Genomic DNA, 26,419 nt, shown 5'->3' with positions numbered 1-26,419 from the left:
CCAATCCGAGCCATAACCCTGCCTCGCCATTAGTGGCTAATTATACCGCTTCGTCTATTTGTCTGGATATGAGGTTCTAGAACTTGTGTCCACCCGGTTCAACAGACAAGGTTTGAAACTGATATCGGATACCTTCCCCCTCCTGATCATTACCTCAATCTCGTAGCGCACTCCACGAGGGTTCACCGAGTAGATCAGGCCGTCCACATCGCCGAGCGGACTGATCGCCGGAGATATCGCCCGGAGCTGTTCCTCTGAAATACCAATCTTGATCAATGGCACTTGATCCCACTCAATCACGCCGAAAACGCGCGAATTCACCTTATCAGGAGGAGAAAAATGCCACTCTCGCGTCACTAGGTCCGGCATAGGAACCAGCAGCGGCGCGGCTGTAATAGATGCGGCTGAAGCGATGATTGCAAAGAAGGCCAAGGCTCGAATCGTATTCTTCATTTCTTATCAACGCTATAGTTTAGCCGCTCTGTGGAAAACTCCGAATTTAATCAGACGGCGGGGTTGGCGTCGGTTCCTGCGCCTTTTTCTCCTTCCTATTCTACTTCCAGATAAATCTCTGGAATTTCTGTCCCATCGACCGCCCGCAAACGGAATGAATCGCTGCCATAGTTGACGATTGATAGATCAACTGTGTCAGATGCCGATAGTCCCAATGGAATCTTTACGGTTTGCCTTTGCCGTAGACCATCTCGCGTCGCGATCTCTTTGCCTTTGGACCCATTTAAGACACGTATCACGTTATTCGTTTGCGCGTAGTTTCCGTCGCCGGTGATGACCAAAGTGAGTGTTCCGTTAAGCTTATCTGTCGAAATTCTCTCAAATGTGCATAATATTTCTCTTCCTTTTTCAGATGCCCTTCTTCCGTTAAACGATTTAAGCCTGTAGAAACGATTCTATGGAAACTGGTTTGTTCCACTCTTCGACTGGCCATCCTGATCGCCACCAAAGGCAACAATTTTTTCGTCTAGTTCGCCGATCTTCGTCTTCGCTTTGTTCGCTAAGTCGAGATTCTTCAGGTCCATCGCCGTGTTCAGAACTTTGACCAGATCCTCTCGGTGTTTGAGGTGAAGGGTCTTCAGGCCTCTCGTTTCCAACGCATTGTATTTTTTTTCTAGAGAGTCAACAGAGTCCTCAGCAAAGGCACACGCATGAAGTAGTAAAAGGAGAATGGAGAGTCGCATCATTTTATTGTAGAACAGTGTATTGTTTGAGGCTTCAAAGCTAGCTTTCCGGTTAGCAGACGCAAGAATTTCGAAGCTATGACTCGGGAAATCCATAATGAGAGCCTTGTTTACTTTTCACAGATCTATGAAGTTTTTGTAACAAGTTAAGATCATCCATTATTACCCACTGATATCATCATTACCGCGCATTAATTTTTTGGATCACCAAGAATTTGGGAAAACCTGGAGACCTACCATCCGATTCGTGGGTTTGATGGATGAACATCTTTCCACGGATTAAGGAATCTCCTCAAAAACAGATCGATATATCTACTGGCAGCCAGCATTAAATACCTGCTAATACATTCATCTTCCAAGATGCGACGTTTCCTGAAAAACCTTCCATTGCTCGGCCTCTTGTTCATCAGCGGCTGTGGCTTTATCCATGATAAAGAAATCACCGGCCCCTACCGTCTGATCGCCGTCGATCTCATCGAAGAAATGAGTATCTGCTACAATCTGGGAAACGGCGACGCGGTTGGCCGCATAGAAGGGACAGTATTCGCCTACGGCTTCGATCAACAATTCATCGTCGCGAAGCAGCACCCGGCAAACGACCGCACCATTACCCGCTACTTCTACCTGGATATGACGCTGGATAGCAAACACGCGGATCCTTCCGCCAGCGTTACCGGCCCTCTTGATCGGCCCGCCTTCGAGGAAGCACGCCTTAGGCTCAAACTCCCGCCCTTCAGCTGCACCATCGACCAGCTGAAATGATGAAATACCATCCACTCCCACCCATTATATGAATATCATCAAAGACATCCTCACCTACGCCTACCGTGGCAGTGGGAAATATATCCTCATGGTCTGCGTGGCTCTCTCCGTTGTGGCGGAGCTGGTGAGCATCGCCCCACTGATCGGCCCCATCGCCGCGTTAATACTCAGCGGCTACTTCTGTGCCATCTATTTCCAGATGATCCAGTCCTCCGCCACCGGCGGAAAAGAGGCTCCCGAATTCCCCGATACCGCGAATTTCTTCGAAGATATCATTTGGCCCATGCTTCAGGTCTTCATCGTCCTCCTCGCCTGCTTTACCCCACTTCTCGTCTATTTGGGGATGGTGGATCAAAATGGCTTCCAGCCGTTTATCGCCCTCGGCCTCATGGTCTTCGGAATTTTCTACTACCCAATGGCGATGCTCTCCGTAGTCGTCCTAGGCTCCACCGCAGCCATCAGCCCGCACATCGTCATCCCCGCGATTTTCCGCGGCGGCTGGCTCTATTTGCTGTCCGTTCTCATGCTCTGCCTGCTCTACATCGGCGGTGCATATATTGGAGAAGCCCTCTCCGGCAGCATCATCATCGGCACATTGATCTTATCTCTCGTCAGCTCCTACACACTTATGACCAATGCCCGCATCCTCGGCATCATTTACCGCGAGCGCCAGGATCAGCTCGGCTGGCTCTAGAGCTGGATTATAGTCAAAACCCTCCGGAAAGCTGCATCTTGAAACCACTACCCCACCCCGCCTTTCCCTCGCCACCAGTTTCACCAGCGAGCTCCTCCTCACCCTCAGCGATGTGAAAGCCATTCTCTGTCTACGCCTTTGCCAATATGTCCGCCCTCGCCGCGGAGAGGATCGTAGCGCGTCTGCGCCACCGGTGCTCCCAAAAGTTCGCGCAATCCGCCGCCGGATGCCTCAAGGTCGGCGCCGTCACCTACCTCATCGTAAAATCATGATGCCCACCCTTTCCGAAATCCTCACCCGATGAATACCTCCACCCACCTGCTGCCCCGTAGAAAAACGCTCATCAATGTACTCCTCGGGGTGGGCATGGTCTCCTATGTGGCATACCAGCTCTACAGCAGCCGGTCTGATTCCACCACCCGCTACCCGTTTAGCCCCAATTATCCGCTGCTCACCTTGATCGCCCTCGCCGGCCTATACCGCCTATGGGATGCCATTGATCCGCTGAAGATGAACAGACTGAGGACAGTTTCCTGGGATGATCACGAGCTGGTGGTCAAATTTCCCTACAAAACAAAGAAAATCCCCTGGGATAGCCTGAAAACCATCACCGAGGATCAGATTGCCTTCCACCTCCACACCCACGATAGCTGGTCCGGCACCGAGCTCTCCAAAAAACACCTCCCACCGGAGCTTACGGAAATACTCGTGCGGAAAAGCCTGCTGCTCGATACCTCCCGCTAGCCCGCAGCGCGGAAATCGCTGTTTTCAGTGGATCCACGGGAAACACCACCTACCGTGCCACCCACCCCACCGATATGGCAGCCATTATCCTCACCGCGATCGCCCTACTCTCCTTCGCTGCGAACTCCGTCCTCTGCCGCCTCGCACTTGGGGGAAATGCCATCGATCCAGTCTCCTTCACCACCATCCGGCTCCTCGGCGGCGCCCTTGCTCTATTGGCCATCTCCGCCATCGGCGGGAAACTGAGGAAAGCGCAGCCCGGCGACTCCACCGGCACCTGGCGCTCTGGCTTCGCGCTCTTTGCCTACGCCCTTTCCTTTTCCCTCGCCTACACCTCCCTCGCCTCCGGCACCGGGGCGCTTATCCTCTTCGGCGCAGTGCAGATCACCATGCTCGTCATGGCCATGCGCAGCGGCGAGCGCCTTGCGCGGGGCCAATGGCTGGGCTTCTCCGTCGCCATCGCCGGCCTCGTCTACCTACTTTCCCCGGGCATCTCCGCACCGGATCCACGCGGCGCCGCCCTCATGATCATTTCCGGCATCGCCTGGAGCTTCTACTCCATCGCCGGAAAGGGAGCCACCGCCCCTATCGCCATGACCACCGGGAACTTTTGGCGCGCTGCCCTCATCACCCTCCTCGCCAGCGGCTTCGCCCTCTCCCGCGCCAGCTTCAATACTACCGGAGTATCACTCGCCCTCGTCTCCGGCATCGTCACCTCCGGCCTCGGCTATGTCATCTGGTACCGCGCCCTGCCCCTGCTCACCACCAGCCAGGCAGCCATCCTCCAGCTCCTCGTCCCCCTGCTCGCCACCCTCGGCGGAGTCGCCTTCATCTCGGAGAAATTCACCACCAGGCTCGGCATCGCCAGTATCCTTATTCTCGGCGGAGTCATCGTCTCCGTGTTCAACCGGAAGAAGAAAATTTCAGCTCCGGCGAAAGCCCCCGCCTGACCCATCCCACCACCGCAGTCCCATCACCTCCGTGAAATCCCCGGGGAAATGGCTGGCTATACATTCACCGCCCACCAATCCCCCCCACCGGCGACAACCCATTTTCAATACCGTCACCCACGGCATGGGAAAACTGCGGGAATATTATATCATCCTTCGCAGGAATCACCTTGTGCAACCGCATGCTCTCCCTAGCATCACAAAGCGGAACAATATCCTTCCCGCGTAGAAACCCTTAATTAAAAATCCAACCGACTCATCGGATCATGAACTCATTCCAACTGGAGGGACTGGGCGCAGGAGGCCTCGGCCTGTTTGCCATCGCCTATGCATTATTCATCTTCGCCATACACGTAATCATGGCATTGGCCGTGAATTGGGATGCGAAACGCCTCGTCTCCATCAGAGCAGGCCTATTCCTCTTCAGCCCGTTTCTCTGGGGATGCGTCGTGCTTGTCTTCGGCATGGCAGGGCTCGCCGTCTACTGGGCCATTCACCACTCCACACTCCGGGCAGGCGCACCACCCGATGCCAGAACCCAGGGCACGACACCCGATGATAGCGGCCCATACAGTCGCCGCCATTAATACCTTCGCCCACCAGCCAGCATATAAACTCACGTACAGCCTCTTCCGCTGTTCTTTCCCGATCACACTTCATTGGAAAAACCTAGGAAATGACACAGATCCCACCACGAAGGAACTCCCCTCAAGAGCTGCCCGCTTCAGCACGCGCACGCGCACGCTCTCCCCTCCCGCCACACCCCGCCCTTGCCCGGCAAACCGGAGGAACATCCCCGCATCTCTCCGTCGGCGATTGGCTGATCACCCTCATCCTCCTCGCCGTCCCCATACTAAACATCGTCCTCATCATCTATTGGGCATTCTTCAGCAGCGGTAACCAGGGCCGCATCAACTTCTGCCGTGCAACCCTTTTACTCACCCTGGCAGGCATCATCATTGTCCTCCTCTTCTCCGCTGCTGGAGAGCTTGCCCACTGATCTATTTTCCAACTGCCAAATCAAATATTATATCAGGTGGCTCAAACTGGATTATCAAGAACACATACGTCCGACCACATGATGATCAAATTCAGCTCGTCTGTCGCACGTCCGGCACCAACCCTCGTAATACCACATGGCCTATGAAATATCCGTTCTGCTCTAATGCCCGGGCGAGCGTGAAGGTATCCTCCGGCATGTGCCCGCTGAACCATGGATCCATCATTGCAGAGCGGCATCGCGAAGGGGAGCAGGTGGGCGCGGGAGAATAGGCCTGCCAGAACATGACTCCCGATTTTGCGAAGCGATCAAGATTCGGCGTCTCATACGGCGAAGGCTCGTCGATATCGTAGCACTTCAGGTCCCGTCAGCCGAGGTCATCCGTGACGATGAGGATCACGTTCGGTTTGGGCTTTGGGGCAGCTTGGAGCGCCGTGACCGAAATGAAGACCAGGGACAGCGAGCGAACGATATGCTTCATTCGGCTGGATTGGGGTTTCATATGAAAGTGATTGCGTGAGAAATTCTCATTGTGGGCCTAGCGTTTCTCTCGGGCAGCCGACTAATCCGAGAGCTTCCTGGGTTCCAGATGCTTGCCGCTTTATCTGGGTCATTCTTGTATCTCCCTCGTGAAAAACAACGCACGCTCATTGCGCCCGGGATAGGAAATGTTGTCACAAAAAAAAGATACCCTGCCGTGGCAAGGTATCTTTCAGGTGAGCTTCAGTCGAAACTTAAGCCGCCGGCCTATTTGGCTGGCTTGAGGATCATCGCGTGACCTCCACCTACGGCCATTTTAGCAGGGATCACGTCCCCCTTTTTGGCGGTAGTGGTCTCAATTTCATAGACTTCCGGATTCTTGACCCCGTGCGAATCCGGTGCGTCCTGGAACAGTGTAACTTCGTAGGTTTTTCCTTCTTCCAGGAAATCCAGCTTAACGTCCAAAACACGTTCCGACTGATCGTTTACCGAGGCGACGAACCATGAGTCTCCGCTGCGGCGTGCGGTAGTGATGTATTTCCCGATCTCAGAATTCAGAATAAGTGATTCATCCCAGGTGGATGGCATCAGTTTGAGAAACTCAAAGAGATCGATTTTCTTCAAATATTCCTCCGGTGCGTCCGGCAAAGTTACCAAGCCGCTATAGATCACAAGACAGCGGGCCACCTCGCTGACCACCGTGGAAATGTAGGTATTTTTCTTACGTGGGCCCTTTTCGCGTTCGCCGGCATTGATGCTGTTGATCCCGAAGTTGCCGTTGGACATGTCAAGTGGACCAGCGAGTGTGTTCACCATCGCCATCTTCAGGAAAGTTTCAGGAGTGAACGCGGTCCTGGAATCCTGCTGTCCATGGCAGAATTCGCGGCTGATCAGGTTCGGCATGGTGCGCTCGACGCCCGCCATAGGCACCGGACCGTCATGGAAGTTGATCAGCAGCTTGTTCTCGGCGGCGGAGTCGATCGCGTTGCGGGTGAAATCCGCTCTGTTGCCCATAAACCCGTATTTCATCCCCGATGCACCGAGGCCGGCGTAGTAGCTGAACAGAGTTTCATCGCCGAAGTCACCTTTCTTACGATCGTAGTAGAGCATGATCTTTACGCCCTTCTCCTTCGCATAGGCCATCACCTTCTCGATATCGACCTCGGGGGAAACCTCCATTTTTCCGTCCTTCGCGCTCTTGAACCAGTGGTCGTCCACTGTGAAGTATTCGATCCCCTGCTCGGAGCAGAAATCAATGTAGCGGAGGTAACTACGGGTATCGATCCCGTATTTAAAATCACCATTGTCGTAGCCATGAACGCGCCAGTCCCAGAGACCCTTTCCGGGTTTGATCCAGCTCGTATCCTCGAGTGTGGAAGGTGATGCGAGGTTCAGCGCCACGGTGCTCACTGCAAAATCCCCGATATTATCGTCGATCAGGATCAGCCGCCAAGGTGTTAACTGCCCTTCACCACTGGAGATCGTAGAGCTGGTGAAAACAATACCGGACTTCTCGTTTACCGTAGCTGCCATGCTTCCAAATCCACCTGCGGAATAGAGATCAGACTCAAGAAATCCGAGTGCTCCTCCTTCTTTTTGCTCCACCAACACTGGAATCGAAACTTTTTTAAGTTTCTTCCAGTCGACCGGTCCAGCAACGCCTCTTTCACCCTGTGGAAAATAGCACCCCGCGGCATTCACCACATCCAGGCCGGCTGAGAATGTGAGCTCTTTCCCCTTGGACTCAGCCGGCAGCACGAAGCGGAAGCCGACACCGGTATCAAACGCACGGCAGAGAAGCTCCACCGGCATCCCATTGGCTGTGAGCGATATGGTGAGCTGATGATGGTGATCGCGAATACTGCTGAACTGCCCCCACACCGGCTCCCATGTGGAATCATTTTCGCTGGTCGATTCCCCGACCAAGGCCATTTCAGCGTCATCGATAATTTCGATTTTTGAAGATCCGACCAATTGCTGATCGCTCTTGGAAATAGAGTAATGAAGCGCTCCATCAGTGATTTCGAAGGAAGCGGAAATCTTCCCATCCGGAGATTCCACCTCCACAGGAGCAGCCAACAGGCTTGAAAGAGCCATTGCTGACCCGATTGTAATTCTCGTAAGTGTGTTCATGTAGGAAAAAAGAGTCGGTTTTTTAGTGATATCGGTTCGCCGAAAAGTGTGTCGGAAGTTATTTTCGGAAACAAGAAAGAACAAACCAGTTCCTGCTTCAGCCCCACCATCGGACAAAGATCCCTTCCGAAACTTACGCAGTTCTTGGAAACATATTCTTGAGAGCGGACATGAATGAGAATTGGTTGCCTGCAATGGCATCGTTCTCCTGAATATTGCAACCGGTGAGGACACATCCAACGTGGCGGAGTGTGTATTACCCAATTTCCCGACCTCGCAGCAACAGATTGATCATAAACGGTTGTTCATTGTTCGAAGGACTTGCCGCCTCGCAAATATACGAACGAGCCAAGAATAAAGCCAACAAAGTAAGCGCCCGATTAAACTAAGCCTTTCCTTATTAACCCATACTAATATAGCGTGCCGTTCGGACCGGAAATACAGGTCCCCAATTCACTACAAAATCAATGAAACAGAGAAAATCGAATCCACGACTATTGTTTAGAATGCTCGCCATCCTAGCCATCGTCGCAGCTTTGGCACTCGGGGTTGGCCTACCTGCCCTACTTTCACAAGGCGCTGATACCACGGTGGATATGGAAAGACTGAATGCGATCCGTTTCCCGATCCTTGGCGGAGGCTTCGGTTTGGGAATCTTCTTTCTCTGCCTGAGCTTTTTCAGCAAGGGAAAGGAGCAGTAAATCTGGACCAAGTCAGAAAATATCGGCTGCTTGAAAAGCAATCATGTGGCCTAGGTTTGCTGGGATGAATTTCTTCGCAAACTCATAAAAAACCAATCAGATCATGCGCATATTGCTTACCTCACTTTGTATCGCCGCCATCGGCTGCGATGAACGCCCTCCTGCAGAAGCTGAGCATGATATCGAGATCACAGGTGCAGATGCCATCTGGGCATCCGATATTTGGATATCCAAGCATTCAATCTCCAGTCTGGTTGATTGGCCCGTCCATGCGGTGGGGATTGTGATTATCGGGGAGGATGGCGCAGTGATCAGGGAGCTAAATCCTTTTCATTTAGCTCCAAGTGAGGCATTCCCGAATGACACGATAATCAGGGTAGCAATCACCCAGGATGATCATCTAGTGAAGTGCAGGCTCGGCGTAGGAGGCTACACCAGAGGCCATCTTCTTGAAGACGAATTCGCACAATTTGGCGGTTTCACCGGGAATTGCGCCCCTGTTGATGGAATCGTTGTGGTAGCGACCGAAGGAGACATTATTTCGAATGATGGTGAAGTTATGCTGAGCTCCTCGGGAAAGAAATTGGGCTTCAAACTATACAAACAGTGGCCGAAACAAACCACCGCAGATTAGGCAGTTTAAATGACTACGGGATAATTCATGCAGGAGCGAATTGCCTATCCGCCCATGACTAACCTACTATTTCCTGATGTGGATCACTACCTACCGCAATGCCAGCCGTTTGGGGCTTATCGATGAATCGGAAGAACAGTCCGATACCTTGAAGTTTCTAACGAATCTGGGGCTCTATGATTGGGAGAAGGACTCGGTGGAAATCGAAGAGTCTGACTGCACGGCTGGTCTTTCCAAATTGAATTATTTTTTGGACACATGTCTGAAGGGAGTTGTGGGGCTGAATTTCTGCAAGGGGGACTGCAGTTATGACGGGAAGAACTTCTCTTACTTCGAGGAGTTCCAGTCATACTTTCCGAAGATTAGGAAAAACTCAAAGCAAGGGCCTTCGCTGTATGGTTTTTCAAGTACCTTCGGAATCGCATTCAAGCTGATTGAAGGGAACGGCTTTAGTTTGAGTTTTTATGTCGAGAAACGGGATGATCAGGAACTCGAGTGGACGTGTTGGACATACACGTCTGATTCGGGCGATATCACTCCCCAGATTACAGAAATACTACAAATTCTGAAATCTGCGGGGCCACCTCATCAGGATCTCAACAAGATTCACTCAGAGGAGACCGGTAATTTGATGAATATCGAGGTTCAGGAGGAGTCTGTTGCGGCTGCTTTATCCAAGATTGAAGAGCTCTTTCCCAAAGCCGGTGGAACGAGATCCTATTCGTTCTCTTGCGCATTGCCGAGCTGGCACCAGTCTAAAAACATCTTGGATTTCAATAGAATTCGCGGCGATTTCGAGGGCTTCAGGCATATAGTAATGCAACACTCCGCGTCATCCATTTCCTTGGAATATAATTACGCTGTCCTCCCCGCTGAGCGCGATGGCTGTCGCACCCAGCGAGGCATTGGAACAACTCGATATTCGGGCTGGTAAAAAAGGTGGGGCTACAGGCAGCTCAGGAACCCCACTTTATTTCCGGCAATCCCATGATATGCCATCGGGCGAGCCCCAGGAGGAAGGCTGGAGAATGGGAGTCGCACACGGCAAGGGGGAGGACTTCGTATTTTTCGAACATAAGTATGAGGATAGCAAAGAAGGATATCCACATGAGATCGAAAACGATCTTGAGAATTGGACCCATACCTTGGATCTCGAAACCTATTTCGAAAGAGTCTCCGCTGGGAAAGCTTAAGCCTGCTGCCATTCCGCAGATTTTTCTGAGCTAAAAGCTTCAACCGGAAACGCCGGGCATGAAGGCACTGCGGAGGAGATTCCGAGTGCCTCGCGGGCGAGTCGCCTGATTAATTCAGGGCGTCGCCCCTACCCGCTGACAATAACGCGATCCACCGGTTAGCAGACGGGGCACTGATTGATTGTTTGGAAGAAATCGTTTCCTTTGTCATCCACGAGGATGAATGCCGGGAAGTTCTCGACGGTGATTTTCCAGACGGCCTCCATCCCCAGTTCCTCGAAGGCGACTACCTCTTGGGAGCGGATATGCTCCTTGGCAAGCAGTGCGGCCGGGCCACCCGCGGAACCGAGGTAAAAGCCTCCGTTTTTCTTGCACGCATCGGTGACCTGCTGGGAGCGATTTCCCTTGGCCAGCATGACCATGGAGCCGCCGTGGCTCTGGAAGAGATCAACATAGCCATCCATTCGCCCGGCGGTGGTGGGGCCGAAAGATCCGGAGGCCATGCCTTCAGGCGTCTTTGCAGGACCAGCGTAGTAGACCGGGTATTTCCTAAAGTATTCCGGAAGCTCGCCTGTTTCCTCGAGGATCTCCTTGAGCTTCGCGTGGGCGGAATCCCGCGCAACGATGATGGTGCCGCTGAGTGAAAGTGCGGTGGTGACGGGGTACTTGGAAAGTGTCTTCAATGTGCTTTCCATGCCTTGATCGAGATCGATCTCCACGCCCTTGAACTTCCAGTCCGCGTATTTCTCCGGAATGAAGCGACCCGGGTTTTTCTCCAGTTTCTCTAGAAAGATTCCATTGCGGGTGATCTTCGCTTTTGCCTGGCGATCGGCCGAGCAGGATACGCCGATACCAACGGGACAGGAGGCACCATGGCGCGGCAGGCGCACGACGCGGACATCCAGCGCAAAGTATTTCCCGCCGAACTGGGCTCCAATGCCTACCTCGCGGGCAGCTGCCAGAAGCTCTTTTTCCAGCTCCAGATCACGGAAGGCACGGCCGTGCTCATTGCCGGTGGTGGGCAGCGCATCATAGTAGCGGGTGGTGGCCATCTTCACGGTCTTGAGATTCGTCTCCGCGGAGGTACCACCGATGACGAAGCCGAGGTGATACGGCGGGCATGCGGCGGTGCCGAGTGTCTTCATTTTCTCCACACACCATTCCTTGAGCCGCTGCGGATTCAGCAGGGCCTTGGTCTCCTGGTAGAGGAAGGTCTTGTTGGCGGAGCCTCCGCCTTTGCTAACAAAAAGGAACTTATACTCATCCCCGCCGGTGGCGTAGAGATCGATCTGTGCAGGGAGATTTGTCTTCGTATTCACCTCCTCATACATGGAGAGCGGAGCAGTCTGTGAGTAGCGGAGGTTCTCCTTCGTATAGGTATCGTAAATGCCTTTGGTGAGAAATTCGGAATCATCGCAATCGGTCCAGACGCGCTGTCCTTTCTTTCCGATGATGGTGGCGGTCCCGGTATCCTGACAGGCCGGAAGTATACCGTGGGAGGCGATTTCCGCGTTTTTAAGGAGCATGAGTGCGACCATACGGTCGTTCTCGGAGGCTTCCGGATCATCCAATATGGCGGCCACCTGTTGCAGATGACTGCTGCGGAGGGTAAAATTGATGGCGCGGATGGCTTCCTTAGCAAGGAAGCTGAGGCGTTCGGGGGCAATCTTGAGCACCTCGGTGCCGCCGAAGTCCACGATCTGGCCGCCTTCTTCGCTGATGCATTCGTATTCCGTCACGTCCGCTCCCAAGGGAAACGGGTCTTGGTAGAAAAATTCCTTATCGCTCATCTCGCGGACACTCTAGGCACCGCGGCTCTCATATGAAGCGAAGATTTCGTAAATTCAGCGTTTTTCCAGCGTGTCCATTTCCTCGGACATAAGATCCATGAGGCGCTGCATATCGGATAAGTGCCTGCGCATCTGGCCGATATCGCGCGGCTTGCCCTGCGGGACGCGCATCTTCGGCATCAGATCGCGCTGTTGCTTGGCCAACTGCTGCTGACGTTCCGCATTCTTCTCCGATGCCTGCTGCATGGTATCATACTGTGTTTTCAGCAGATCCATCACTGCCTCACTGCTCATGATATAGGTCCGTGTGCGATCCGCCCGCGCCATGGTGATACCCACTACGCGTCCTTCCAGATCCACCACCGGCCCGCCCATCTGTGTGCTTTTGATCTTCATATCGGACTGCACCACACGGGAAAATCCGGCGCGCACACGGTTCACCGCGCCACCCATGACTTCCATCTGGTTCAGCCTGTTTCCGGCGAACTGACCCATCACCGGTCTATTCGAGAGGGTGACATCGTAATTAAGCTCTTTCCCGGCGGAATCGATCACGATCTTCACGACTTCTCCGGGCATCTTTGTCGAGAGCGCGTTCTTCAGCTCATACAGGCCGGTGATATCGCGATCGTCCACTTTTAGAATAATATCCCCCGCCTGCAGACCGGCGGCAGCAGCTCCGTATTCCGGCTGCACGGACTCGATCTTCACGCCCTTTCCTCGATATTTATCATCCGCCATAATACCTAGGTGCGCCTGATCCGTTTCACGTAAATTTCTCTCCAACACGCCAACCACACCATGCGCGGCCAGCCCGCCATCCGGCTGTGGAGCCATGATCATACGTCCAAGCTGTAGATCAGACTTGAAGAACTTTGCGGGGGTGAGCTTCCCGGCCACTTCCTGATACATCCCGTTCTGGCTTACCTGTCCGCCGGTGCCTAGTTTCAGCAAGACCATGTCCTCATCGGTGAAGACACCCTCCACCGTAGCGGGGAAGGCACTCCGGTTTCCGGAATTTACCTGGAGGTTTCTGGCATACTTGGCCACTTCGCTCCACTTTGTGAGGATCTGTGTGCCATCACCTACCACCGTACCGTAGGCCAGGAATTCATTTCTGTTCCGGCTATTTCCGGACCATACAGTTACGGTGGACTCGGCGGCATCCGCCAAAACAGGCTCCACCGCATTCTGGAATTCAGCGGAAATCTGATCCACCGTCTCCTTTTCATCCGGCCTCATCAGAGGCACTTCCGCCTCATCACGCGCCAGCCGGCGTTGTGCGTTTGCCATCGGTGCCAGGGCTAGAAAAGCCCAGCCAATATAGATCGGGATATTTCTCATCATCTCAGTTTATAAATTTCTCCACGGTTCGCCAGTTCCACAGGGAAATCCATTCTCCGGCCTTCCCTGACGACATTCAGCTCCACCTCATCGCCCACCTCGCGCTTGATCAATATCTGCTGGAGCTCGGAGCCCTCCGTCACACGCTCTCCATCCACAGCGATGATCAAGTCACCCACCCTCACGCCAGCTTGTGCCGCCGGGGAATTCGGCTCCACCTCATCCACCGGCACACCGCCCGCATCGCGCTGCAGTCCCATGCCGATTCCCAGCACGGGAGTCTCAGGATTCGCCATAGGATTCATCTGTAGTGTCCCCCATGCCTCGCCGGCCAGCAGGCGATCCCAATCTTCCTGAAAGCCATCCACACCAGCATGATTATTGTTTTTCCAGCTGTATCCGATTGAGGAATTCACCGCCACGAGCTTCCCGTCCAAGTCAAACAGCGGACCGCCGGAATCCCCGCCTATCAATGAGCAATCACTCGTAAAATAATTTCCAGGCCCGTCCGACATCACCATGCCGAATCTTATCGGCGGGGTCCGCGCGGCATCGAACCCGGCGGAATGCCCCATGGCGATCACCCAATCCCCCGCCACCAGCGGCTTTGACTCGCCGATTTCCACATGCGGCCACGGCCCGTCATCCACCATCATCACCATACCGATGTCCTTGGAGTAATTCGCACCCAGCACTTTCCCGCGCCACTTCTTGCCATCGGAGAAAAATACATCCACCTCCTTCATTCCCTGGATCACATGCGCTGCCGTCAGGATCAGGCCATCCTCGGAAACAATCACTCCGGACCCGGAGGAACCGTTCCTCTCGGATACGAGGGCCACCGTAGCCGGCATCGCCGTCTCCGCCACCTTCGCCACCTTTCGTTCCAGATTGGCAAGATCAGCCAATGTTTTGGAAGGCTCCCTCGCCTCGACAGCCACGCTGCCTAGAAAACCCATAAATATGATTAGAATACTTCTCATTCCTTGAACAAAACCGACACCACTACGACGTTTCGTCTAGTGAAATCTCATTTCAGCATGCTGAAAGATTCCTATTTGAACTTCCGTGTACTACACTAACCTTGCCCCCAAGGAAAAGTCTATGGCCACCCGAAAACGACATTACACCAAGCCGAAGGCTAACAACAGAAAACGCAAGACAACCAAATCATCAGGGAAACGTCCCGGCTTCTTTTCCATTATACTCTTCTGGCCGTTTCACCTCCTCTTTGTCCTCACCCGCGGCCTTTCCACTCCTTTCCGTTGGCTCGCACGTCTCATCGGCACGCCTGCCGTTGCCGGTCTCTACGTATTTGCCCTGCTCGCACTCATCTACGGTATCCGCTCTTCCCGCTACGACCTGAATCGTATCAACAAGATGCCGGCCCGCACCATCGTCCTCGATCGCCAGGGCGAGGAGATCGGCCGCATCCACGGAGAGAAACGCGCACTCATCGAGCTCAAGGACGTTTCCGAAAGCTTCCGCAAAGCAATCCTCGCCCGTGAGGACGAGCGTTTCTACTCCCACGGCGCAGTCGACGTGATCGGCATCGGCCGCGCGGTGATCAAAAACATCGAGGGAAAACGTGAGGGAGCCTCCACCATCACACAGCAGCTCGCCTCGGATGTTTACGGACTGAAAACCGGTGAAAAACGCGGTGATATCCCCCGCCAACTCGACCGGAAAATGCTCGAGATCGCCATCGCTTTCCGCATAAACGCAGCTATTTCCAAAGATAAAATCCTCGAAGCGTATATCAACCAGATCAACTGGGGCCGCCAGATTAAAGGAGTAGGCGAGGCTTCCCGCATCTATTTCGAAAAACATCCATCACAGCTCACCCTTTCGGAATCAGCCCTCCTCGCAGGCATCGTCCGCGGGCCGGATGCATACAATCCTTTCCGCTCCATGGAGGCCGCCACCCGCGAGCGCAACACCACCCTCGCACGCATGGTCACCGCCGGTGCCATCACCCAACCGGAGGCAGATACCGCCAAGGAAGAGGAAATCACCATCCGCCCCATCTGGCGCCGTGATCACGAAGCCTCCTACGCCATGGACGCTATTCGCCGTGATCTGGAAATCATCCTCGAGGAGGAGAATATCGAGCTGGGCGGACTCACCATCGTCACAACCATCGATCAACGTCTCCAGACCATTGCGGAGCAAGCACTGGACAAAAAACTTCGCGAAACCGAACGACTTTCCGGCTACCCGCACCAGACGCGCGCCGCCTGGCAGAATCTCCCGGAAGAAGGACGCAAAGCCCCGCAATATATTCAGGGCGCATCCGTCCTCATCGATAATCGCTCCGGCGCCGTCCTCGCCCTCGTAGGCGGTCGTGATGCGAACGAGTCCCAGTTCAATCGCGCCATTCAGGCGAAGCGCCAGATCGGCTCGATCTTCAAGCCATTCGTCTACCTCGCCGCGTTCGACAAAGGAATGCAGCCCTCCACCATGATTTCCGATGATCCGATCCGCCGTGGCGAAATCAAGGGAGCAGGCAACTGGAAGCCGAACAATTCCGACGGAAAATTCCTCGGCATGAAGCCCGCAGCCTACGGCCTCATCCGCTCTAGAAATACAATGTCCGTCCGGGTAGGCAACTACGCCGGGATCGATCGGGTGAAGGAAGTCTCCCGCATGGCCGGATTCGGCACCTCCATGCCTTCCATGCCGGCATCCTTCCTGGGCACCTTCGATGCCACCCCATACGAGGTAGCCACCGCCTACACCGTCTTCCCCAACGACGGAAAAAAATACCGCTCCTACCTCATCTCCCAGATCAAGGACCGTGCCGGAAATATCCTCTACGAGACCCCGTCCCTTCCATATCAGGCCACCAATCAGGGCTCCGCATGGTCTGTCTCGAAAATCCTCGAGCAGGTAGCCACCTCCGGCACAGCTGCCTCCATGAAACGCCTGGGCTTCACCAAGGACGCGGCCGGAAAAACCGGCACCACCAACGATTTCAAGGACGCATGGTTCGCCGGATACACCTCGAACCTCACCTGCGCAGTATGGGTCGGCTTCGATCAACCCAAGAAAACAATCAATGGCGGCTACGGCTCCACTCTCGCACTTCCTGTCTGGGTCGATATCATGAAAACAGCGGACCGCCTCGGCTACAAAGCGGGCGATCTTCACTCGAACATCGACCTGATTGATATCGAGCTCTGCAGGCTCTCAGGGAAACGTGCCACTGCCGGCTGCCGCACTGCAGCCACAAACTATACGGACACAGTCCCCGCCGATACAGCACCCGCTCCCACCGATCTCTGCCCCATCCATCCGGCAAGGGCTCAGCCCGTGGACCCGAATAATATCCCTCCGCCACCATCCCGTGGTGAAGCGCCACCCCGCGCGCAGCGCGTCGAACCGGAACGCGCACCTCTCCGCGCCCAACCGGTGGACGAAACACCACCGCGCGCGCTTCCTGTGGAATAGGTGAAATGAAAAAGGAGGCGCTTAGCCGCGCTTCATTGTCATCATAAATTCGTTTCCCTCCGTATCCACGCACATCGCCAGGTGCAGTGGATCTTCCTCGGTATCGGTAGGTTCTGCCGTCAGATCCCCGCCGCAATCCTTTAGAAGCCGGATCCCTTCGCGCAGATCATCCACCTGAAATGAGAGGCCGGTCCACGTCCTTTGTCCTTCGCCACCGCCGTGAATCCCGATGGTAGAACCCGCCACCACGATCTCACTCCAAACTTCCATTTCGAAGCTCACCACCCCTCCGAAGAGTTCCTTATAGAACTTCAGGCACCGCTGCCAATCCGCCGCCCACAACACATGTTTCACCTTGGTAACCTTCATTACCGCCATCCTCACCTCCCGGGAAATTTTTTCAACGATCATTGTTGGCCTACACCCCATCCCTGTTCAACAGTCCCGCCGAACCACTTTTTCGCCTTCCCATTTTGAATCTTACAATCACCCCCGGCCAACGCTATATCTCCACTTCCGAGCCAGCACTTGGCCTCGGCTTCGTCCTCAGCGAGGAAAATGGCTTATTGGAGCTCTCCTTCCCGGCAGCCGAAGACACCCGCACCTACGCAATCGCCAGCGCACCCCTCGTCCGCGTCCAGTTCGCCCCCGGCGATGACATCCAGGACCAGGAGAAAAACACCATCATCGTCGAGGAAATCACCGAGGAAAACGGCCTCATCACCTACCACGGCGGCGGAAAATCCATCCACGAGACCAATCTCCTCGACTCCCTCTCATTCATTCGTCCGGACAAGCGCCTTCTCGCCGGCCTCACTGATAAACCACGCGATTTCTACCAACGTCTCGACGCCCTCCGCTGGAACGCAGCCATCCGCCGCTCACCCGCACGCGGCTACACCGGCGCACGCATCGATCTCATTCCCCACCAGCTCTCCATCGTTGCGGAAACGGCTAACCGCCTCTTCCCCCGCGTGCTTCTCGCCGATGAAGTAGGTCTGGGAAAAACCATCGAAGCCTGCCTCATCCTCCATCGTCTCCACCTCACCGGCCGCGCAAACCGTATCCTAATTCTGGTTCCGGAGCCCCTCGTCCATCAGTGGTTCGTCGAGCTCCTGCGCCGTTTCAATCTACTGTTCTCCATCTTCGATGAATCACGCTGCCTCTCGCTGGAGGGCCAGAACTCCCCCGACGCAGAGGATGAAGACGAGCCATCCGCGGATCTTCTCGGAGATGCCATCAACCCGTTTTCCGATTCCCAGCTAATTCTCGCATCCACCGATTTCCTCTCGGAAAACGAACACCGCGCAGCACAGGCACGGGACGCAGGCTTCGACCTTCTCATCGTCGATGAAGCGCACCATCTGGAGTGGTCCGAAGAAGAGGCATCGCCAGCCTACGCAGTCGTGGAATCCCTCGCCCGCGTCGTCCCATCCCTACTTCTTCTCACCGCCACCCCCCAGCAGCTCGGACCTGCCGGTCACTTCGCCCGCCTCCGCCTTCTGGATCCGGATCGCTACTCGGATCTCGATGAGTTCCTCGAAGAGACCGAATCCTACACCCCGCTCGCCACCGCAGTTGAATCACTCGTTTCAGGAGAAATCCCGGAAAACATCAACGACTTCACACTCACCTCCCCCGCAGCGGAAAAACACGTCGCCGCACTCCGCAAAGGTGACGAATCCGCCCGCCCGCTGCTCATTTCCGAGCTCATCGATTCCTTCGGCACCGGCCGCATCCTTTTCCGCAATACCCGCGAAAACCTCACCGGTTTCCCGAAACGCCTCCCTCTCCTCCATCCCTTGGAAAAAGGCCATTCACCCTACACCTGGCTGGCGGATCTCATTCGTCTTCTCCCGGATGACGAAAAAATCCTTCTCATCACCAACTCCCCCGATGCAGCTATCACCGTTCAGGAGAAGCTACTCGAGGAAATCCACATCGAGACCGCCCTTTTCCACGAGGACTTCTCCATGCTCGAGCGCGATCGAAATGCCGCCTATTTCCAGGAGCCGGAAGGCGCAAGAATACTCATCTGCTCGGAAATCGGCTCGGAAGGCCGGAACTTCCAGTTCGCCCGCCACCTGGTCCTCTTCGGTCTCCCACGTGACCCGGAAGTCCTTGAGCAACGCATTGGCCGCCTGGACCGCATCGGACAGACAGGTGATATTAATATCCACATCCCTTACGGAAAAGACAGCCGCTCCGAGCTTCAGGCCCGCTGGCTTCACGAAGCGCTCGATGTATTTTCTGAACCTCTGAAAGGAGCTACGACACTCGCCTCAGAGCTCCTACCCGAGCTTGATGAATTAGCCGACGCCTCACCAAAATCCGCGAAATTCAAGAAATTCCTCAAACGCTCCGTCGAGCTCAAAGCCTCCGTCACCCATCAGCTCGCCACCGGCCACGATCGCCTGCTCGAGCTCGGTGCACCTCCGGCCAGCCAATCCGCTGATCTTCTCGAGGCCATCGAAACCGCAGACGAAGACCCGAAATTCGAAAAATTCGCACTTCGCCTCTTCGATCACCTCGGCCTTGATGTATCCGATCTCTCCGATCGCGCTTTCCTATTCAAACGCGGCCAGCGCCAGTCGGACACCTTCGCCGATATCCCGGAAGAAGGGCTTTCCGCCACCTTCGAGCGCCTCACCGCACTCTCCCGCGAAGACCTTTCCTTCCTCACCTTCGATCACCCGCTGTTCCGCGATGCCCTCGAGCAACTCCTCGATGGAAATTCCGGCAACGCCGCTTTCGCAAACTGGAACAATGGCAAAGGGAAATCCATCCTTCTCGAATGCGCCTTTGTCCTCGAAGTCATCGCACCTTCCCGACTCCATCTCGATCGATTCCTCCCGCCGACCTTGCTCCGCGTGATCGTCGATCACAACGGCACCGCCCAAACGAAAGCACCTCCTTCAAAGCTTCTCCTTCCGGGAGATTCCCGCAGGATCGTTTCTCAGGACGCCTTCCGCCGTGAAATGTTCCCGAAAATGGTCGATTCAGCAAAAGCCGTCGCGACCCGTGCCTCGTCCAAGCCCATCGAAGCGGCAAAGGCTCTCGCGAAAGAACAGATCGAACAACAGATCACCCGTCTCGAAGATCTCGCCACCAGGAACCCGACCATTCCGACCGGAGAGATCGATTCCCTACGCGAAACTCTCACCGAGACGCTCGAAAATCTGGATGAAGCCCGCGTCCGTCTGGATTCACTCTGCCTGATTTTCTGCCAGTAGCCGCACCGCCACACACGGCAAGTTCACCGGAAACACTGGTGGATCATGGCCTTTTCTTTAAAAGGCCTTCTCTAAAAACGTCACCAATCTTAAAAGTTTTTTAAAAATTAGTTAAGGAAGGTTAAATTTTTATTGTCGATTGAATAAATTTATGGAGAATATCGACTCATGAAGATGACAAAACGCCTCGCCACGCTTCTGACCATCCTCGCCACTACCGGGCCGCTTCTTTCCGCGACCGAAGTCGAGCAACTCCGCAAATTATGCGCGGAGCAAGAAATGCAGATCGCCCAGCTCGAACAAAAAATTTCCCGCCTGACCAATACTCCTCCAGAGGAAAAATCAGCAAAATCCATACCCGTAGCTACTTCGGAACCAAAGCAACGCGCAGCTTCGGATAGCACCTACACAGTGAAGCCCGGCGATAGCGTTGAGCGCATCGCGAACAAACACAACATGTCCGTCTCCGCTCTGGCCAAGCTCAACGGGCTGAAGACGAACTCCATCATTCATCCGAATCAGAAGCTCATTATTTCCAAGGGCGAGTCCCGTGCACCTTCCGCTCCAGCCCAGAACAATACGGCCAGACAGGAAGTGTATAAAATCCAGCCGGGCGATACCCTTTATAAAATTTCACGGAAATACGGCGTCTCCGTAAATCACCTGATGGATTCCAATCCAGGCATCCAGCCTACCACTCTGCGCGTTGGTGATACCATCAATGTAACAGCGACAGCAAAGCCAGCCCCTGAAAAACAGCCGGCACCATCACTTTCCACCGGCCCGGCAATTCCAATTTCGAACACTCCGGCACCTGCCCCGGCACCTGTGGTTGAGAAAAAACAGCCTACCTCGAAGGGACCGATCAAGATCGACACCGAGATCACCTACGGGGAGTTCGCACAAAATTACAACACCACCGCACAGCGCCTTGATGAACTCAACGGCCTGTCACTAGACCCTTCCACTGTCCTCGCCCAAGGCTCCGAGCTGTATATTCCCGCCCAGCCATAAGCGTTCAGCTCAGGAAACCCCGCAAGGACAACCCAAAGAATAATCCGTCTGGAGACCCCGCTCCGGACGGATTTTGTGGTTCCTGAATTCGAAGGATTTACCTCCTGAAATCAGAATGCCAGTCGTTCGATCGATTTTAACATCACCTTCGCACCCGCCTCGATATCGTCATACGCCGTCCACTCCGCCGGGGAGTGCGATTTACCATCCTTGGAAGGCACGAAAATCATCACCACGGGGCACACCTTCGCGATAATCTGCGCATCGTGCGCGGCGCCGGACTCCATCCTGCGGTATCGCACTCCACTGTCCTTTGCCGCCAGATCCACCTGCTCCACCAGTTCCGGATCACAATCCACCGGATGAATCCAGCTCTCCACATCATAGTTGAAATGCAATCCCCTCCGCCGTGCGATTGCCACCAGCGCCTTTTTAAGCGCCGTTGAAAGCTCGATCATAACTGTCTCATCCGTATCGCGCACATCGATGGAAAACCGGGCCTCTCCCGGAACCGTGTTCGGAGAGCCCGGCATAAGTTCCACACGACCGATTGTGGCCCGTGACTTGTCCGAGCCATTTTCATCAATCAGGCGTGGCAGCTCGTGGGCGAAATCCGCCACACCCATGAAGGCATCCCGGCGCATTCCCATCGGAGTCGTCCCCGCGTGATTGGGCTCCCCGGAAAGCGTGACACTCCACTTGAAAAGTCCGGTGATCACCTCCACGACACCTACCTGCTCCTGCATTTCCGAAAGCACCGGCCCCTGCTCGATATGCAGCTCCAGGTACGCTCCCAGCGTTGCCGGATCCCTCCGCGCCTGAAGCGTCTGCCATACATCCAGCCCATGCTCGTTCATTGCATCTGAAAGCTTGATGCCATCCAGATCACTGGCGTGGTGGATCAAATCCGGCGTCACCTGCCCCGCAAATGATTGAGAGCCGATCATTCCTCCGAATCTTCCCTCCTCATCCGAAAAAGCGATCAATTCAATCGATCGTTTAGGCTTCTTTCCAGCCGCATGCAGCGCCCTCAAACACTCCAATCCACTTAAAACTCCCAGCGTTCCATCAAGGATACCTGCACACGGCACAGTATCAATATGTGAGCCTATCACTAGAATCGGCAGATCAGACTCCTCCCCTTCCATCCGCCCGATTACGTTGCATGCGCCGTCGCGACTGGTCTCCAGACCGGCTTCCTTCATTTTTGCTTCGAGCCAGGCCTTTCCTTCCATGTCGGCGGCCGTGAACGCCATCCGGTAAAGACCACCGTCCTCTCCGCGCCCAATGTCTCCAAGCTCCCGCAAATCCGCGGAGAGCCTCTCAATCGATATATTAACTTCTTCGTCAGCGGCCATAGCTCCCACCCAACTGCCGATCCACCGATACTTCCAGAAGGAATTTCAAGGAATTCAAGCTGCCTGAGTCTGTCCTTCTGCGACAGCACTGCGGATCAGCCTCAGCAGAATTTCTGCACGATCAAATCTCATCGCAAAATTCCTGGCTTCATCCGAAAGAGTTTTCCTCTCCTCATCGGTCATTTCAGCCACCTTGTTCAGACATGCACGGAGCGCCTCCACATTGCCGGCCTCATGCTCCAGACAGTAGCCGCCCGTAGCTTCAGGGATACCACCGGTGCTCGTTGTAATCACCGGACCCAGACCGCCGGCCAACATCTTCTCAGCAACTGCTATCCCGAAGGTTTCCACAAATTCTGTCTTCGGCTTGCTCGGCAGGCACCACGCGTAGCAACCATGCATCAGCACGCCTTTTTCCACATCACTGATATCGTCGAAGACCACCACATCGTCCATATCCTCAGTCTCCTGCTTGATTTGTTCCTTGGCAGGGCCATTTCCACAGATGATCAGCTTTTTCTTCCCACGGAGACTACACTCTTTCCACGCAGCCACCAAATCATCCACACCCTTCGCCGGGGCGATTCTCGAAAGGAACATCACATAGCCATCCTTCTCCAGCCCTCGCTTCGACAACACCTCCTCAACGCGCTCCGGATCCTCTTCGATCTTGATATAAGCGCTCGTATCAATCGCAGGGAAACTAATCCCAACACGGCTTTCCAGCTGAGCAGTGAAATTCGTCCCCAGCTTCGCATCTACTTTTCGCCCTGCTTCGACGATAAGATCCTTCGTGAAACAACTCACGGCAACCGGGAAATCGTGCTCAAGATAATTCGAGAGCACCAATTGCGCAGCCCCTAGGCGGCCTTCCGCCAGAGCATTGCCAACCACGTTCGTGATATCTGAGCCAACTGCCTCGCCGACCGTGAAAACATCCGCATCGCATCCACTGTTTTTGAAACTATTCACCGCCTGCATCACCATCATGCCATGCGGCACCAGATAGAGATCCATGATCATTGTCTTCCCGGAAAACTTGTTCAGCAGATCCACAATGTGACCACCTATCCCCAGACCCAGCCTACCGTCCAAGACCTTGTAGTCGCCCACGGGCTCCGGTCGGTCCATCGAGATCCCTTCCGAATACGGACTGATTGTAGCGAGATCCTTGAGAGGCAGGGAACTGTTCTGTAGCGTCTCGATCGGGTAACTCACGATATGCACATTCTTTAGCCCCAACGCCAGCGCAGCCTCCGCAAGATTCCTCGCTTCGGTCGAGTGACCGCAGATAATCGGATCTGCGCGGACTAGGAAAATTGCGTTTTCAACAGGCTGTTCGGGTTTCGTAAGTAGCATAAAGTGTTCAAGGAAAAGTTCATCGAACACATGGCAGTTCGCATGCCAGATCTGTAAAATCCCGGTGACAGACCCGACGTATAAACAGTCGTTTACTCCTCAAACACTCGTTTCATTAGTAAATATCTTTACGGGCTGAAGCTTGGCGGCCTCTGGTAGTTACCAAAATCCGATGGTTCGGATCCCATCACCAATCGCAACCTGCCACCCGACTGGAACTCACTTAAGTTCAGGTAACTACGATCAATTTTACGATCGTTTAGATAACACTCCTGAACGAAGATATTCTCTTCCGAGTTATTCACAGCCTCAATTTCAAAGTCGCCTTCTTCGAGATGGAGAACGGCTTTCTCGAATAGCGGGCTACCTATCAACATGATCGGCTGACCCGTTACCGGGAAGACTCCACAGGCAGACCAGACAAACCAGGAAGAGATACCACCTGAGTCATCGTTCCCCGGCAGGCCTCCAACACCCGTTGTAAATTGACACTGCATTGCCCTCCTCAGGACCCGTGCCGCACGATCATGACGTCCGGCGTAAAGGTAGGAATATGGAGCCTCCATATCAGGCTCATTGTTCATACCCTCAAAACGGAAAATCCGCTCACCATGCTCCCCCTCGGTAAACCCGAAGAATTTATCAAGCAGCGCCACATATCCCTTGTCCCCGCCGGCCAGAGAGATCCGCTCTTCCATTTCATGGAGGAACCTGAACGAGTAGTTCCAGTTTTCCCCCTCGTAATACGTGGAGTCTTCCCGAAGCAATCCGGTCTTCTCATCGAAGGCATTCCGCCAATGTACCGAGAGTGCGGCCGCTTTATCGTGAATCGTCTGATGCCCGATCCCCCGCGCCATCCGCGCCATGCAGAAGTGCGCGTAGGAGATATCCAGCGTATGCGAGAGCGGGGTGGCGAGAAAACTTCTCCCGTATTCACCAAAGCGACTCCGCCGCCCCTTACCGCTTTCACTACTCTTCCACAGGAGCGAAAGAACCTGATCCCAGTCCCCTTCAATCCCCCGGCACCGCGCATCCTCCAGAATCGCATGACACAAGCCGGTCGCCTGTTTCGTGAAACGATCCGGGACGTTGTCCATCAGGTAGCTCACCGGGAAACCACCCTCGCGTTTCGCCACCTCACAGAGGAACTCCACAAATGCCGCTCCCTTCTCCGGCCACAGCGTCATCAGCAGTGGAAGCTGCGTCTTATAAAGATCCCAGAGCGTCGATAGATCAAAGAAAAACGGCCCCTTCTTATTCGTGAAAGGATTCTCATTCTGGAAGTCGGCCGGCTTCTGGAATGAATGGTAAACAGCTGTTTGAAACATTTGACGTTGGTCATCTGTTCCACCTTCCACTTCCACCTTGGAAAGCGCCTCTTCCCAGATACCTCCGGCCCTCAGCGCCTCCGCCTCGAAGCCGCCTTCCCGGTCACATGCTTTCGCCGCCCGCTTGTCTGTTCGCAGAGAAAATCCAAATACCAACTCCATCACCAGTCCCTCACCCCCACGGAAGCCGAATCCAAATGTTGGCCGGTATTTCTGCCGCTCAAGATTAAGTACATAGTCCCGCTCTTCCATTTCCTCTTCTTCCTCCCAGAGAAATGCCTCAGCTCCCTCGCAACGGCATTTGAAGCGCACCGGAATTCCCTCCATCACCACCTCACCCGTCACCGAGCCATCCTCTAGAACTTTCAAATCAGCCCATTGTGGATAAGTCGACATATCATCGACAAGCAATCCGCCGTTCGAGACATCAACCGCCACCATCGGCGAATCCGTCCCCTCCGGGAAATGATACAAATGCCGCGCACCACGCTTGGATACCGTCACCTCGAACCCGATCCCTGTTTCCTCGAATTTCCCGGCATAATATCCGGGCCACGCTTTTTCCTCGACCAATCCCCGCCGTTTGGTCCGCCCTTCGAATCCCTCACCATCCAATGGGGTCGTAAGCAGATAATTGTAATACATCCGGATCCGCCCCGTCCCCGTCTGCTGGAAATGGGCAATTCCCAATGCCTCGTGACGATCATACATCACCGGCGGCGATCCACCATCCAGCGAAAGACCGTAGCGCCCGTAACCGGTCACATAGGCACCGGAATACGCACAGGCGGAAACCATACCGAAGGGCAGGCAGGCACCCGGATGGGTGTTTCCAACCGGCGGCTTCGCACACCACCACATCGCGGCGATCCCCTCTGGCTTCGGCAAATTCGCCTCCTCATTTCCTAGAAAGGGATCAACTCGGGAGACGTTCGGTAAATTTTCTGGCTTTTTGATCATAACGGGAATTTTGCGCGCTTTCTAACGATAGCAGCTCCCAGACCAATAGCGGTATTCACCTCATGGAATCCCGCGTGAAACCTGATCGAACGAATG

24 protein-coding genes and 1 pseudogene are annotated in these 26,419 nt (G+C 54.5%); 14 read left to right on the top strand and 11 right to left on the bottom strand.

The features are described from left to right. Positions 1-54: 54 nt before the first annotated feature. The gene (locus tag AAGA79_RS06265) at positions 55-453 is read right to left on the bottom strand and encodes a hypothetical protein (RefSeq protein ID WP_411827919.1); all 399 of its coding nucleotides are present in this window, start codon (positions 451-453) and stop codon (positions 55-57) included. A 455-nt stretch (positions 454-908) separates the two neighbouring features. Continuing rightward, the gene (locus AAGA79_RS06260; RefSeq protein ID WP_411827918.1) at positions 909-1,199 is read right to left on the bottom strand and encodes a hypothetical protein; all 291 of its coding nucleotides are present in this window, start codon (positions 1,197-1,199) and stop codon (positions 909-911) included. Positions 1,200-1,556: 357 nt separating this feature from the next. Between AAGA79_RS06260 and AAGA79_RS06255 the strand changes: the two genes are divergently transcribed. From AAGA79_RS06255 to AAGA79_RS06225, 7 genes are all read left to right on the top strand, one after another. After that, on the top strand, positions 1,557-1,958 hold the full coding sequence (locus AAGA79_RS06255) for a hypothetical protein (protein ID WP_411827917.1): 402 nt from the start codon (positions 1,557-1,559) through the stop codon (positions 1,956-1,958). A 28-nt stretch (positions 1,959-1,986) separates the two neighbouring features. Further along, complete coding sequence (locus AAGA79_RS06250; RefSeq protein WP_411827916.1) at positions 1,987-2,652, top strand: hypothetical protein; 666 nt, start codon at positions 1,987-1,989, stop codon at positions 2,650-2,652. A 146-nt stretch (positions 2,653-2,798) separates the two neighbouring features. Next, on the top strand, positions 2,799-2,924 hold the full coding sequence (locus AAGA79_RS06245; RefSeq protein WP_411827915.1) for a hypothetical protein: 126 nt from the start codon (positions 2,799-2,801) through the stop codon (positions 2,922-2,924). 28 nt (positions 2,925-2,952) lie between these two features. Then, positions 2,953-3,396: a hypothetical protein gene (locus AAGA79_RS06240; protein WP_411827914.1), complete on the top strand. Its 444-nt coding sequence runs from the start codon at positions 2,953-2,955 to the stop codon at positions 3,394-3,396. A 74-nt stretch (positions 3,397-3,470) separates the two neighbouring features. Then, positions 3,471-4,346: a DMT family transporter gene (locus AAGA79_RS06235; RefSeq protein ID WP_411827913.1), complete on the top strand. Its 876-nt coding sequence runs from the start codon at positions 3,471-3,473 to the stop codon at positions 4,344-4,346. A gap of 266 nt (positions 4,347-4,612) precedes the next feature. Beyond that, on the top strand, positions 4,613-4,933 hold the full coding sequence (locus tag AAGA79_RS06230; RefSeq protein WP_411827912.1) for a hypothetical protein: 321 nt from the start codon (positions 4,613-4,615) through the stop codon (positions 4,931-4,933). Positions 4,934-5,022: 89 nt separating this feature from the next. Then, positions 5,023-5,346: a hypothetical protein gene (locus AAGA79_RS06225; RefSeq protein WP_411827911.1), complete on the top strand. Its 324-nt coding sequence runs from the start codon at positions 5,023-5,025 to the stop codon at positions 5,344-5,346. Positions 5,347-5,482: 136 nt separating this feature from the next. Here the strand turns inward: AAGA79_RS06225 and AAGA79_RS06220 are convergent. Then, positions 5,483-5,827: pseudogene (locus AAGA79_RS06220) on the bottom strand (sulfatase-like hydrolase/transferase); the annotation flags it as partial. Between the two features lie 266 nt (positions 5,828-6,093). Next, positions 6,094-7,923 (bottom strand): glycoside hydrolase family 97 catalytic domain-containing protein, encoded by a 1,830-nt coding sequence (locus tag AAGA79_RS06215; RefSeq protein ID WP_411827910.1) that lies wholly within the window; start codon positions 7,921-7,923, stop codon positions 6,094-6,096. A gap of 503 nt (positions 7,924-8,426) precedes the next feature. Between AAGA79_RS06215 and AAGA79_RS06210 the strand changes: the two genes are divergently transcribed. The 4 genes from AAGA79_RS06210 to AAGA79_RS06195 all read left to right on the top strand — a co-directional run bounded on the left by AAGA79_RS06210 (position 8,427) and on the right by AAGA79_RS06195 (position 10,487). Further along, positions 8,427-8,660, top strand: a complete 234-nt coding sequence (locus AAGA79_RS06210; RefSeq protein ID WP_411827909.1) for a hypothetical protein — start codon at positions 8,427-8,429, stop codon at positions 8,658-8,660. 103 nt (positions 8,661-8,763) lie between these two features. Beyond that, positions 8,764-9,294, top strand: a complete 531-nt coding sequence (locus AAGA79_RS06205; protein ID WP_411827908.1) for a hypothetical protein — start codon at positions 8,764-8,766, stop codon at positions 9,292-9,294. Positions 9,295-9,370: 76 nt separating this feature from the next. Next, the gene (locus AAGA79_RS06200) at positions 9,371-10,228 is read left to right on the top strand and encodes a hypothetical protein (RefSeq protein WP_411827907.1); all 858 of its coding nucleotides are present in this window, start codon (positions 9,371-9,373) and stop codon (positions 10,226-10,228) included. After that, a complete protein-coding gene (locus AAGA79_RS06195) occupies positions 10,176-10,487 on the top strand; it encodes a hypothetical protein (protein WP_411827906.1) in 312 nt (103 codons plus the stop codon). The genes AAGA79_RS06200 and AAGA79_RS06195 overlap by 53 nt, the downstream gene beginning before the upstream one ends. Before the next feature lie 158 nt (positions 10,488-10,645). Here the strand turns inward: AAGA79_RS06195 and AAGA79_RS06190 are convergent, their stop codons facing one another. The 3 genes from AAGA79_RS06190 to AAGA79_RS06180 are packed head-to-tail and all read right to left on the bottom strand — an operon-like array spanning position 10,646 to position 14,604. Then, complete coding sequence (locus AAGA79_RS06190; protein WP_411827905.1) at positions 10,646-12,277, bottom strand: fumarate hydratase; 1,632 nt, start codon at positions 12,275-12,277, stop codon at positions 10,646-10,648. A gap of 54 nt (positions 12,278-12,331) precedes the next feature. Beyond that, positions 12,332-13,624, bottom strand: coding sequence for a PDZ domain-containing protein (locus tag AAGA79_RS06185; protein WP_411827904.1), 1,293 nt, complete (start codon positions 13,622-13,624; stop codon positions 12,332-12,334). Then, complete coding sequence (locus tag AAGA79_RS06180) at positions 13,621-14,604, bottom strand: S1C family serine protease (protein WP_411827903.1); 984 nt, start codon at positions 14,602-14,604, stop codon at positions 13,621-13,623. The genes AAGA79_RS06185 and AAGA79_RS06180 overlap by 4 nt, the downstream gene beginning before the upstream one ends. 121 nt (positions 14,605-14,725) lie before the next feature. On the opposite strand from AAGA79_RS06180, the gene AAGA79_RS06175 reads away from it, so the two are divergent. Beyond that, complete coding sequence (locus tag AAGA79_RS06175) at positions 14,726-17,071, top strand: PBP1A family penicillin-binding protein (protein ID WP_411827902.1); 2,346 nt, start codon at positions 14,726-14,728, stop codon at positions 17,069-17,071. 21 nt (positions 17,072-17,092) lie between these two features. Here the strand turns inward: AAGA79_RS06175 and AAGA79_RS06170 are convergent, their stop codons facing one another. Continuing rightward, positions 17,093-17,482, bottom strand: coding sequence for a VOC family protein (locus AAGA79_RS06170; protein ID WP_411827901.1), 390 nt, complete (start codon positions 17,480-17,482; stop codon positions 17,093-17,095). A gap of 62 nt (positions 17,483-17,544) precedes the next feature. On the opposite strand from AAGA79_RS06170, the gene AAGA79_RS06165 reads away from it, so the two are divergent. Continuing rightward, on the top strand, positions 17,545-20,304 hold the full coding sequence (locus AAGA79_RS06165) for a helicase-related protein (RefSeq protein WP_411827900.1): 2,760 nt from the start codon (positions 17,545-17,547) through the stop codon (positions 20,302-20,304). 168 nt (positions 20,305-20,472) lie between these two features. Beyond that, positions 20,473-21,318: a LysM peptidoglycan-binding domain-containing protein gene (locus tag AAGA79_RS06160; RefSeq protein WP_411827899.1), complete on the top strand. Its 846-nt coding sequence runs from the start codon at positions 20,473-20,475 to the stop codon at positions 21,316-21,318. A gap of 110 nt (positions 21,319-21,428) precedes the next feature. Here the strand turns inward: AAGA79_RS06160 and AAGA79_RS06155 are convergent, their stop codons facing one another. The 3 genes from AAGA79_RS06155 to AAGA79_RS06145 form a co-directional block, all read right to left on the bottom strand. After that, positions 21,429-22,676, bottom strand: coding sequence for a Zn-dependent hydrolase (locus AAGA79_RS06155; RefSeq protein WP_411827898.1), 1,248 nt, complete (start codon positions 22,674-22,676; stop codon positions 21,429-21,431). A 54-nt stretch (positions 22,677-22,730) separates the two neighbouring features. Continuing rightward, complete coding sequence (locus tag AAGA79_RS06150; RefSeq protein ID WP_411827897.1) at positions 22,731-24,035, bottom strand: glycosyltransferase; 1,305 nt, start codon at positions 24,033-24,035, stop codon at positions 22,731-22,733. 128 nt (positions 24,036-24,163) lie between these two features. Continuing rightward, the gene (locus tag AAGA79_RS06145) at positions 24,164-26,323 is read right to left on the bottom strand and encodes a glycoside hydrolase domain-containing protein (RefSeq protein WP_411827896.1); all 2,160 of its coding nucleotides are present in this window, start codon (positions 26,321-26,323) and stop codon (positions 24,164-24,166) included. Positions 26,324-26,419: the final 96 nt, after the last annotated feature.

Origin of the sequence: Luteolibacter sp. AS25 (assembly GCF_046736275.1) — a bacterium.
GTDB lineage: Bacteria > Verrucomicrobiota > Verrucomicrobiia > Verrucomicrobiales > Akkermansiaceae > Luteolibacter.
Note: the sequence above shows the minus strand (reverse complement) of the source record. Positions and strands in the feature narration are given on the sequence as shown.